The organism is Zavarzinia sp., from assembly GCF_041650655.1.
Classification (GTDB): Bacteria; Pseudomonadota; Alphaproteobacteria; order Zavarziniales; family Zavarziniaceae; genus Zavarzinia.
Window position 1 is genome coordinate 1 of the sequence record NZ_JBAZKR010000138.1, and the last position, 8,911, is coordinate 8,911.

Annotated in this window: 9 protein-coding genes; 1 reads left to right on the plus strand and 8 read right to left on the minus strand. The window is 71.5% G+C overall.

Going from position 1 to position 8,911, the window contains the following annotated elements; all coding sequences use genetic code 11:
• The 8 genes from WC493_RS20310 to WC493_RS20345 all read right to left on the minus strand — a co-directional run.
• On the minus strand, positions 1–336 hold a 336-nt coding region (locus WC493_RS20310), incomplete at its 3' end, for a hypothetical protein (protein WP_373067943.1).
• Entirely contained in the window at positions 333–1,310 is a 978-nt protein-coding gene (locus WC493_RS20315) for a PilN domain-containing protein (protein WP_373067945.1), read from the minus strand. The genes WC493_RS20315 and WC493_RS20310, both read right to left, overlap by 4 nt.
• Before the next feature lie 2 nt (positions 1,311–1,312).
• On the minus strand, positions 1,313–1,924 hold the full coding sequence (locus tag WC493_RS20320; RefSeq protein WP_373067947.1) for a type II secretion system protein J: 612 nt from the start codon (positions 1,922–1,924) through the stop codon (positions 1,313–1,315).
• Positions 1,911–2,282, minus strand: coding sequence for a hypothetical protein (locus WC493_RS20325; protein WP_373067949.1), 372 nt, complete (start codon positions 2,280–2,282; stop codon positions 1,911–1,913). Before WC493_RS20325 ends, WC493_RS20320 begins: the two co-directional genes overlap by 14 nt.
• A complete protein-coding gene (locus WC493_RS20330; RefSeq protein ID WP_373067951.1) occupies positions 2,279–2,671 on the minus strand; it encodes a GspH/FimT family pseudopilin in 393 nt (130 codons plus the stop codon). The genes WC493_RS20325 and WC493_RS20330 overlap by 4 nt, the downstream gene beginning before the upstream one ends.
• Entirely contained in the window at positions 2,655–3,083 is a 429-nt protein-coding gene (gene gspG, locus WC493_RS20335; RefSeq protein WP_373067953.1) for a type II secretion system major pseudopilin GspG, read from the minus strand. The genes WC493_RS20330 and gspG overlap by 17 nt, the downstream gene beginning before the upstream one ends.
• Positions 3,080–4,288: a type II secretion system F family protein gene (locus WC493_RS20340; RefSeq protein ID WP_373067955.1), complete on the minus strand. Its 1,209-nt coding sequence runs from the start codon at positions 4,286–4,288 to the stop codon at positions 3,080–3,082. Before WC493_RS20340 ends, gspG begins: the two co-directional genes overlap by 4 nt.
• Positions 4,289–4,292: 4 nt before the next feature.
• Positions 4,293–5,975 (minus strand): GspE/PulE family protein, encoded by a 1,683-nt coding sequence (locus tag WC493_RS20345; protein ID WP_373067957.1) that lies wholly within the window; start codon positions 5,973–5,975, stop codon positions 4,293–4,295.
• Between the two features lie 190 nt (positions 5,976–6,165).
• Between WC493_RS20345 and WC493_RS20350 the strand changes: the two genes are divergently transcribed.
• On the plus strand, positions 6,166–8,911 hold a 2,746-nt coding region (locus WC493_RS20350; protein ID WP_373067959.1), incomplete at its 3' end, for an autotransporter-associated beta strand repeat-containing protein.

Here is an 8,911-nt window from a genome sequence, read left to right on the forward strand (position 1 = left end):
CGCCGGGGCTTCGGCAGCGGCTTCCCCGCCTGCGATGCCCTCTGCCGCCAGACTTGCCTGCACCAGTGTTTCCAGCGCGGCGCCGCCCTCCGGCCCGGCGAGCACAAAGCTGCCCGCCGTCTCTGCCTGGCGGCGGGCCGCCTCGCGAAGCGCCGGCAGGCCGTCGAGCAGGCGCCGGCCGGCGGCGGCTTCGCGCTCCAGCGCGTCCCGCTCCACCGCCCGCTCGCCGAAGCCCGCGATCAGCGGGATCACCACGAAACCGGCCAGCAGCACGACCAGCGCCGCCGCCAGGCCGAGGGCCAGCACCCGCCGTTCTCTCGCCTGAAGGGGCCTCATGGCGGTGCTCCCAGGCTGGCGTCGAAGGCGAATTGCCCGGGCCCCGCCGGTGCCGGGCTCAGCCCGCGCCACAGATGCGATTGTGCCAGCAGTGCCGGCAGGCCCCCCGGATCCTGCGCCCGTCCAGCCAGATGGAGGCGCCCGCCGTCGACGCTCAACCGTTCGAGATAGGCGCCGTCGGGCAGCAGGCGGGTGACCTCATCGAGCAGCGCCAGTGTGGCGGCCGCCCCGCCGGCGCCAAACGCCCGGCGCCGCGCCTCCTCCGCCTCGATCTTGGCGCGGAGGTTGCGGGCGCGCTCGACCAGGGGCCGCTCGGCTTCGACCGCGGCGCGCAATTCGGCCAGTGACTGGCGGTCCCGCTCGACCACGAGAGCGAGGTCGAGCAGCAGGAAGAGACCGACCGCGAGGCGGAGCCAGGGCAGCAGCCGGCTGGATGGCGCGGGCCTGGCCACGCTGCCGCCGAAGGCGAAGCGGACCTGTCCGCTCCCCTCCTCGACCAGGACGAAGCCGGACGGCTGGCAGCCGCGCGCCGCGAAGGCCGCCGCGAGACCGTCGAGGTCACGCCGCCGGACCAGGCCGAGGGCGATCCGCCCGATGCCGCCCCGCCGCTCCGGTCCCGCCAGGATCTCGACGTCGAAGGCGACTTCCTCGGCCCGGAACGGCGTCAGCCGGTCGAGATCGAGGGCGAGCGCCTGGCGCAGGTCGTCCGGCGCCAGCACCGGATAGTCGAATTCGCCGATCAACACGGCCTCCGCCGGGACGGCGGCCAGTGCCGTCGCCGTGGGCGCGGCCGGCCGGCCCTGGCGGCGATAGACCAGCCCGCCGTCCTTCAACGCGGCGATCACCGGCCCGGACGCATGGCGGAAACGAGCCGGCAGCGCCGCCATCAGTTCCGCCGTCCAGGCTTCCCAACCCCGGCGCAACAGGCGGCCCAGGGTGGTCATGTCCATGGCGAGAAGCGCTTTCACGTCCATGGTCAGCGCCCCTCGCAGGCGGTGCCGCGGTCGGCCAGCACGCAGTCGGCATCGAGGCCGATCGCCGGATGGATCAGGAGGCCCGGCCACCAGCGCCCGTCACCCGCCGGAAAATCGAGCCCGACGCGGATCAGCGCCGGAAGTTCCGAACGATGCCGCCAGCCCGCCTGCCATTGCCCCCGGTCGTCGGCATAGGCGAGGTCGAGGCGGGCGACATGGTCGAGCAGCACCTGTCGCGTCCCCGCCGCCGCCAATACCAGTGCGCCCGCGCCGTCGAGGAAGAGGGAGAATTTCTGCAATGGTCCCGGTCCCGCCGCCGCCGGTGGCGCGGCGACGAAGGCCAGGCGGTCGGTCGCCCCGTCGAAATCGGTGAAGACGATGCCGTCCTCCGTGCGCGTCTCCGGAAAGGCCCGGGTGAGCTGGCGGCGCAGCGCCATCTGCGCCCCCTCGATCCGCTCGGCGACCGTGGCTTGGCGGCCGGCCCGTTCGACCAGCCGGCGCGCCGCCGCCACGCCTTCGAGGGCGAGGCCGGCCAACAGCCCGGTCACCGCCAGGGCGACCAGGCTCTCGAGCAGGCTCAGGCCGCGCTGGCGGCGAGCGTCAGGGCGGGCCAAGGCGAAGGCTCCTCAGGCTGGCGAGCGGCGTGCCCCCGGGCCGGCCGACGCTCACCGTGACCAGCCACAGCCGGCCGGCGGCGCTGCCTTGCGCCACGCCGTAAGGCGCCGTGGTGACGCTGTAGACGAGCGGCCCTTCCCGTCCGTCGACCCGGCCGGCCGCCAGCGGTCCTGCCACGCCGGCGGCCAGCCTGGACTCGGCAACCAGGAGGGCGGCCTGAACATCGTTGGCACGGCGCTGGCGCAGCGCCCCGTCGCCGCCGGTACCGAACAGCAGGGCGAGGCCGCCCGCGACCAGCGCCAGGGCGACCAGCACTTCGACCAGCCCGGCGCCCGCCTGGGATGCCGGCCGTCTCACGGCAGGACCGCCCCGGTGGCGCCGTCGACCGCGACCGCCACGCTCTGGCCGCCGCGGCTCAGGGTCACGGTGCCGCCGCTACCCGATCCGTCGGGGAAGAAGGCGATGGCGGGACCGGCCATGGTGATGCCCCGGCCGAGGTCGCGGCGGCGCCCGCCCGCGTCATAGGCGGTGCCGCCCGGGGTCAGGACCTCGGGCACGCCCCGGCGCAGCGCCTCGCCCCGCAGCAGGCGGAGGTCGGCGCCGAGCTTCGCTTCGGCCGCAGCGAGGCCGCCCCGGCCCAGCGCCCGGTCCATGGCGGGGGCCGCGATGGCCGCGGTCAGGGCGAGAATGGCGAAGACCACGAGCATTTCGATCAGCGTCGCCCCGCGCTCACCAGTTGCCGACATCCTGGTCCTCGCCGGTGCCGCCCTCCGCCCCGTCCGCGCCGAGGGTATAGACGTCCGCTTCGCCGTGGGCGCCCGGCATCTTGTAGAGATAGGGCCGGCCCCAGGGATCGCGCAGCCCCTCGGCCCGGCGGAGATAGGGGCCGTTCCAGCCGGGCGCCGCGGCCGGTGCCGCCATCAGGGCGGCCAGGCCTTCCGCATCGCTCGGGTAGCGGCCGGTGTCGAGGCGGTAGAGCTCGAGCCCGGCGGTGATGTTCTGCACCTGCACCCGCGCCGCCTGGCTGCGTGACGAGCCCAGGTATTTCAGCACCTGGGGCCCGACCACGGCGGCCAGCAGGCCGAGGATGGCGAGCACCACGAGGAGCTCGATCAGGGTGAAGCCGGCCTGACGCCGGGCCTTGTCGTTTCGGGTCATTGCAGCGCGAGATCGTTGATGCCGAGGACGGCGGACATGAGGGCGGCGATCACCAAGGCGACGACGACGCCGAGGACGATGGTGACCACCGGGGTGAGCAGGGAAAGCGCGCGGGTGGTCGAGGCCCGGGTCTCGCGCTCGAGCACGTCGGCGAGGCGGAGCAGCATGGGGCCGAGCCGGGCCGTCTCCTCCCCCGTCTTGATGAAGCCGATGGCGAGGGGCGGGAAAATGCCGGCCGCGGCGAGCGGTCCGGCCAGGCCGGCGCCTTCGCCGAGGCCGGTCGCCACCGCCTCGACCTTGGCGGCCATGGCACTGTTCGCCATCACCCGTCCGGCGATCCGTAGCGCCGCCGGCAGGGCGACACCGCTCTCCGCCAAAGTGCCCAGGCTCCGCGCGAAGCGGGCCGTCTCCGCCACCGCGATCAGGCGCCCGAGCACCGGCAGGCGGAGCAGCCGGGCGTCGATCGCCGCCCTTGCCTCCGGGCGGGCCAGGCGGCGGCGCAGCAGGACCACACCGGCAATCGCCAGCACCAGGGCGACAGGGCCGAAATCGCGCAGCAGATGGCTGGCGGCAACCACCATCCGGGTCATGACCGGCAGGTCCCCGCCGAGATCGGCGAAGAGATCCTCGAACTGCGGCACGACGACGAGCAGCATGAGCAGCACGACGCCGCCCGCGACCACCAGGAGCAGGGCCGGATAGAACAGGGCCGAGGTCAGGGTGCGGCGCAGTTCCTCCTCCCGCGCCAGCCCCTCGGCCAGGCGGCCGAGTGCCGGGCCGAGCGCACCGGCGCTCTCCCCCGCTTCGGCCAGGGCGACGGCGGCGGGCGGAAAGACGCCCTTCGCCTCGGCCATGGCGGCGGCGACCGAGGTGCCGGCCTTCACCCTTTCCCGCAGGGCCAGGAAGGCGGCGCCGAGGCCCGGTTCCTCGCAGCTCTCGGCGAGCAGGGCGAGGGCGCGGTCGAGCGTCAGGCCGGCGTCGAGCAGGGCCGCGAGCTGGCCGAGCGCGTCGGGCAGCGCCCGGCGCAGGCGTGCGGACCGGCGCAGCCGGGCCGGTGCCGCCGCCACCGCTTCCTCCGCCTCGATCACCACGAGGCCGGCGGCACGCAAGGCTTCGATCGCGCCGCGCCGGTCGGCGGCGCGGGTGTCGCCCCGGCGGATCTCGCCGGTCGCGGGCACCACGGCGCGGTAGCGGAAAGTGGCCATGCTCTCAGCCCTCCCGCGTGACGCTCAGGACTTCGTCGACCGTGGTCTCGCCGGCCGCCGCCTTGTCGAGCCCGTCGTCGAGCATGGCGCGCATGCCCTCGGCCAGGGCGAGGCGGCGGATCTCGCCCGCTTCGGCCCGGGCCAGCACGGCATGGCCGATCGCCTCGCTCACCGGCAGGAGTTCGGCGATGGCGATTCGGCCCTTGAAACCGCTGCCGTTGCAGGCATGGCAGCCGACCGGACGATGCGGGCGCGAAGGCGGCGGACCTTCCGGACGCATCACGGCGAAGGCGGCCGCCCCCGCCGGGTCCGGCGCCCGGCAGGCGGGGCAGAGCCGGCGCACCAGGCGCTGCGCCATCACGGCATTCACGGTCGAGGCGATCAAATAGGGTTCCGCCCCCATGTCCAACATGCGGGTGACCGCACTCGGCGCATCGTTGGTGTGCAGGGTCGAGAGGATCGTATGGCCGGTCAGCGCCGCCTGGATCGCCACCTGAAGGGTTTCGAGATCACGGATCTCGCCCACCATCATCACATTGGGATCATGGCGCAGGAAGGCGCGCAGGGCGGCCGCGAAGTCGAGGCCGATCTTGGGCTTCACCTGGGTCTGACTGATCCCGGCGAGACGGTATTCGATCGGGTCCTCGATGGTCAGGATCTTGCGTTCCTCGCCGTTCAGGGCGGCGAGCGAGGCATAGAGCGTGGTGGTCTTGCCGCTGCCGGTCGGCCCGGTGACCAGGACGATGCCATGAGGCCGCGCCAATTGGTGCCGCCACGCCGCCTCCAGCCCCGGCGCGAAGCCGAGGGTGGCGAAATCGAGTGCCAGGCGCGACTGGTCGAGGATGCGCAGGACGACGCTCTCGCCGTGAATCACCGGCGCGGTGGCGACGCGGAAATCGACGTCATGGCCGCGCACCGCGAGGCGCAGGCGGCCGTCCTGGGGCAGCCGGCGCTCGGCGATGTCGAGCCCGGCCATGACCTTGATGCGCGAGACGACGCTGGCCCGCAGCCCGGCCGGCAGGGTCTCGCGCTCGATCAGCACGCCGTCGATGCGCAGGCGCTGCTTGAGCCCGTCCTCGGCCGGTTCGAGATGAATATCTGAAGCCCCGGCCTCGACCGCGCGGGCGATCAACCCGTTGACCAAGCGCACCACCGGCGCATCGCTGGCGAGATCGCGCAGGCGCTCGAGATCGGCGTCGTCCGCCCCCTCGCTGCCCGCGGCCCCGTCCCCCTCCGCAGCACCATAGAGCCGGTCGAGTGCTGCCTCGACATCGCCGGCGCGGGCGACATGAGGGCGTAATACCCGCTCCGCCGCGAAGGCGATGGCGGTGCGGGCGAAAGCATCGAGCGGATCGGCGAAGGCGACATCCAGCGTATCACCGGCCTCGGCGAGCGGCACAGCCCCGACCCGGCGCAAGAAACGCGCCCCCAGCCGCTCGGCCAGCACCGGCGCCGCCGGGAAATGCGACGGTTCGGCCAGCGGCAGGCCGAGCGCTTCAGCGAGAGTGGCGGCCAGGCTCTCCTCCGAGAGGAGGCCGAGGCGGGTGAGTACCAGGCCGAGGGATTCACGCGTCTCGGCCTCGACCGTGCGGGCACGCGCCAACGTCTCGGCCGGCAGCACGCCGCGGGCGAGCAGAAGCCCGGCCAAATCGGCCGCCTGCTCCCCTGCCCCGTCCACGCCCGCCATGCAACGCCACTCCGGTCCGCAATACCCGAAAGGGCATCAATGCCACCCTTGCATTGCGCTTTGATGACGCCACTTTGGGGAGATTTTCCAGCCGAATTTCACCGGACTGTCACCAGACCGACGCGAACTTTTTTTACCGTCCCCGGCCTACCGACAGCTTTGTCGATACATGTTCCGGTGGAGTCCCGTCATGCGTCGTTCGTCCCGAGGTCTGCTTGCAACCGCCATGGTGGCATTGCTGTGCGGTCAGATTCCTGCCGCGCGGGCGGCCGATGCGATCAAGCTGCTGGAGCAGTTCAACACGCTGCGCGACAATTACCCGGAGGTCATCGCGCGCAACCTGCAGATCGTCATCGATGTCACCAACAGCCGGACGGCCGAGCAGGAAAAGCGCGCGGTCGAAGACGACAACAACCAGACCATCATCGAACTCTCGGACGCGTTCGGCCCGGTGCTCGGCCCGATCTTTGCCGCCGCCTTCGATTCGACCGGGCTCTTCAGCATCGACCTGCCGTCGACCGCGAGCGCCCTGCTCGGCTCCTACATCACCGTGCTCTCGGCACCGATCGCCAAGGAATACTTCCAGAATCCCCGCCCCTTCCAGGCGAGCGACCAGGTCAAGCGGGCAGATGGCTCCAGCGGCGGCGGCTATTCCTATCCGAGCGGGCACACGACCTTCGCCTATACCCAGTTGCTCGCCCTCGGTTACATGTTCCCCGAGCGCTATCAGGAAATCCTGACCCGGGCCTCCGAATATGGGAACAACCGCATCGTCGTCGGCGTGCATTATCCGCTCGACGTGATCGGCGGCCGCATCATCTCGGAAGCCAATGTCGCCGAACTGCTGGCCAATCCGCTGACCCGGATCGGCTTCGACCTCGGCCACACGGAACTCGAGAACTACTTCGCCGACAAATGCGGCGCGACGGCGGCCGAATGCGCCCATGCCGATCCCGACCAGGACATCTTTTCGAACCACGACAAGAACAAGGCGGATTACACCTACCGCCTGACCTACGGCTTCACCGGCCTGTTCGACACCAGCGTCGCCATGGTGGTGCCGGACGGCGCCGAATATCTGATCGCCACCCGCTTCCCCTATCTCTCGACCGCGCAGCTCCGCGAAGTGCTGCGCACCACTTCGCTTGCCTCGGGCGATGCCCTGCTCGACTACCAGAACTGGGAACGCCTGAACCTTTTCGCCGCGGCCGACGGCTATGGCGCCTTCGACAGCGACGTCACGGTGACCATGAACGCCGCCGACGGCGGTTTCAGCCAATATGACAGCTGGCAGAACGACATCACCGGCCCCGGCACCCTGACCAAGGCCGGCAGCGGCTGGCTCGACCTGACCGGCGACAACAGCTTCGGCGGGCTCCTGGTGACCGGCGGCACGCTGCGCCTGACCGGCGACAGCACCCTGGGCTCGACCCGCGTGACCGGCGGCGACCTGCTGGTCGACGGTCGCCTGGCCGAAACCGCCCCCGTCACGGCCGCCTCCGGCGGCACGCTCGGCGGCAGCGGCACCATCGATGCGCCCGTGACGATCGAGAACGGCGGCACCCTCTCGCCGGGTGACGGCGGGGCGGGCACGCTCACCGTCGGCTCGCTCTATCTCTCGCCCGCCTCCTTCATCGAATTCGACCTCGGCAAGCCGGGCGTGATCGGCGGCGGGGTCAACGATCTCGTGGTCGTGAACGGGGACCTCACCCTCGACGGCGTGATCGATTTCAACGCGGCGAACGACCGGCTCGCCCCCGGCATCTACCGCCTGTTCGATTATGCCGGCGCGCTCGACGACCAGGGCCTGACCCTCGGCAGCATTCCGTCCAACGTGACGGCGAGCGGCCTCACCGTCGATTCGAGCAATCCCTCCTATGTCCTCCTGCATGTCGCGGGCTTCGGCGACCAAGCGGTCTATTACTGGAACGGCACGGTGCCGACCCCGCATGACACCGTCTATGGCGGCAGCGGCACCTGGGATTCGACCTTCACCAATTGGACCAACGAGGCGGGCTCGATCACCTCGGCCTGGGCCGGCGCCCATGCCGCCTTCGGCGTGACCGGCGGCACGGTGACGATCGAAGGCCGCCAGGCCTTCACCGGCCTCAGCTTCTATGCCGACGGCTACAGCCTGGTCGCCGGCACCGACGGCGGGCTCGAGACCTCGACCCTGGCGTCGGTCCAGGTCAACAGCGGGCTGACCGCGCTGATCTCCGCCCCGATCTCGGGCAGCGGCGGCATCGACAAGACCGACGGCGGCCTCCTGGTGCTGGACGGCATCAATTCCTATGCCGGCGGCACGCGGATCTCCGGCGGTACGCTCCAGGTCTCCCATGATACGGCGCTGGGCGACGCCGCGGGCGGCCTCACTCTCGACGGCGGTATCCTGCGCATCGCCGGCACCGATTACACCGCGACCGATCGCAGCATCACGCTGGGCAGCAACGGCGGCGGCTTCGATATCGCCGATGCGGACGGTGTCTTCACCGTCGACGACGCTCTGTCGGGCACTGGCGGCCTGCTGAAGAGCGGCGAAGGCTATCTCGTGCTGACCGGCGCCAACAGCTATAGCGGCGGTACCACCGTCTCGGGCGGCACCCTGATCGGCGACAGCCTGAGCCTGATCGGCGACATCGTCGACAATGCCGCCGTCGCCTTCGACCAGGCGGTGGACGGCGTCTTCGCCGGCCGCATCGGCGGCGTCGGCAGCCTGATCAAGACCGGCACCGGCCTTCTGGTGGTGACCGGCAGCATCGCACAGACCGGCGGCACCACGATCGAACAGGGCACGCTGCAGATCGGCGACGGCGGCACCACGGGCAGCATCGCCAACGACATCACGGTCCATTCGACCCTCGCCTTCGCCCGTTCGGACGACTACAGCTTCAGCGACGTCATCAGTGGCATCGGCAGTGTCGTCCAGCGGGGCAGCG

What these genes read in the sequence shown, in the direction of transcription:
- WC493_RS20315 (WP_373067945.1), bottom strand. Translation starts at nt 1,310, where the DNA reads ATGGACGTGAAAGCGCTTCTCGCCATGGACATGACCACCCTGGGCCGC.
- WC493_RS20330 (WP_373067951.1), bottom strand. Translation starts at nt 2,671, where the DNA reads ATGTCGGCAACTGGTGAGCGCGGGGCGACGCTGATCGAAATGCTCGTG.
- gspG (WP_373067953.1), bottom strand. Translation starts at nt 3,083, where the DNA reads ATGACCCGAAACGACAAGGCCCGGCGTCAGGCCGGCTTCACCCTGATC.
- WC493_RS20340 (WP_373067955.1), bottom strand. Translation starts at nt 4,288, where the DNA reads ATGGCCACTTTCCGCTACCGCGCCGTGGTGCCCGCGACCGGCGAGATC.
- WC493_RS20345 (WP_373067957.1), bottom strand. Translation starts at nt 5,975, where the DNA reads ATGGCGGGCGTGGACGGGGCAGGGGAGCAGGCGGCCGATTTGGCCGGG.